The following is a 1,554-nucleotide window of genomic DNA, read 5'->3' on the forward strand; positions in this document are numbered from 1 at the left end:
CTCTCTCGCAAGGGCCGATAAGCGATACCGTTGCCCACAACATGGCACGCAATGGTCTGCTGCAAGCAGCGCGTTGCAATGCCGAGGTCGTGCAAGCTCTCGGTCTTGGAAAGCGGATCGCTGCCCGATGGCAAAAGGCCAATGCCAAGTGTCTGGCCGCCAACCGGAAAGCTGGGGACGTGGCAGGTGGGCTGGGTGCCATTTCAAAGTCGCTGCGCGTGCTGCTGCAATCGGCCATTCTTGCCGTCGGTGCGTACCTTGTGGTCAGGGAAGAGGCTACGGCCGGGGTCATGATTGCCAGTTCGATCATGATGGGGCGTGCGCTGGCTCCGGTCGATCTCGCCATTTCAAGCTGGAAACCCTTCCTCATGGCGCGCCAGGGTTGGGCGCGGCTGGAGGACCTCTTGGAAAAGGTTCCTGAAACCGCTCCTGTCATGCTAATGCCTGAACCTGAACGCGAACTGCGCCTCGAAAGCGTGACAATCGTTCCGCCCGGCGAAAGCAAGCCGACCGTGACCGGCATTGCGTTTGCCATTCAGGCGGGAAGCGCACTCGGGGTCATCGGTCCATCGGGCTCGGGCAAGTCGACACTCTCGCGCGCCATCGTCGGCGCATGGACGCCGGTCGCCGGGAAGGTTCGCATCGACAGCGCAAGCCTCGATCAATGGGACCGGGAAGCACTAGGCCGTCACATCGGCTATCTGCCGCAAGGTGTTGAACTGTTCGACGGCACCATTGCCGAAAACATTGCTCGTTTTGAAGATGATCCTGACCCTGAGGCTATTGTCGCCGCGGCGAAGGCAGCGGGCACGCACGAACTGATCCTCCGATTTGAGCACGGATACGAAACTCCGATTGGTGAGGCCGGATCGGCACTTTCCGCCGGGCAGCGCCAGCTTATCGGTCTTGCCCGTGCCCTTTATCGAGACCCTTTCCTTGTTGTGCTGGATGAACCCAATGCCCATCTCGATGCGGAAGGCGAGGCTGCAGTCGTTAATGCGATCGCTTCCGTGCGCGAGCGCAAGGGCATTGCGGTTGTCGTCGCCCATCGGCCGAGCGCCATCCGCGCCGTGGATTTGGTGTTGGTGATGGAAGGTGGACGGCAGCGATCATTCGGTGCGCCTTCCAAAGTCCTGAAGGCCATCGAGTCTACACAGGATAACGTGGCAGAGCGCGCTGACATGGAGGATCCCGGTCTCCGGCATTCACCAGAACAATGACGTTCCGAGCTCCATTCGCCGCCACTTCCCTTGCTCGCAATGGGCAGTGCCGGCGCGACTCGGCAACACATCCCCATGCCCGTTCTTCCGAGGGCGGCTCAACCAGAACGACCGGTTACAAAGTTTCCTGGACCGTTCTTTGAGTGTGAATGTTCGGCCGATTGCCTGGGCGCGTCCCCGCCGCCTGCGAGCCCGCAACTGCTCGGCGAAGGGCGAAGTGAACGAGAATGCATTCATTTCATAAATGTATGCCTATCCAAGCAATCGATTTCTCCAATTGTCCGATGACGAATATGAACGACTCAGGCAGGGACATCATTAGGAGTATTTTTCG

At 59.6% G+C, this 1,554-nt stretch carries 1 protein-coding gene; it reads left to right on the forward strand.

Going from position 1 to position 1,554, the window contains the following annotated elements:
* The coding region (locus NKI10_RS30820) for a type I secretion system permease/ATPase (protein WP_352448107.1) at positions 1–1,220 on the forward strand (1,220 nt) is incomplete at its 5' end.
* Positions 1,221–1,554 lie beyond the last annotated feature (334 nt).

It is taken from the genome of Mesorhizobium sp. M0802 (assembly GCF_040320115.1).
Classification (GTDB): domain Bacteria; phylum Pseudomonadota; class Alphaproteobacteria; order Rhizobiales; family Rhizobiaceae; genus Mesorhizobium.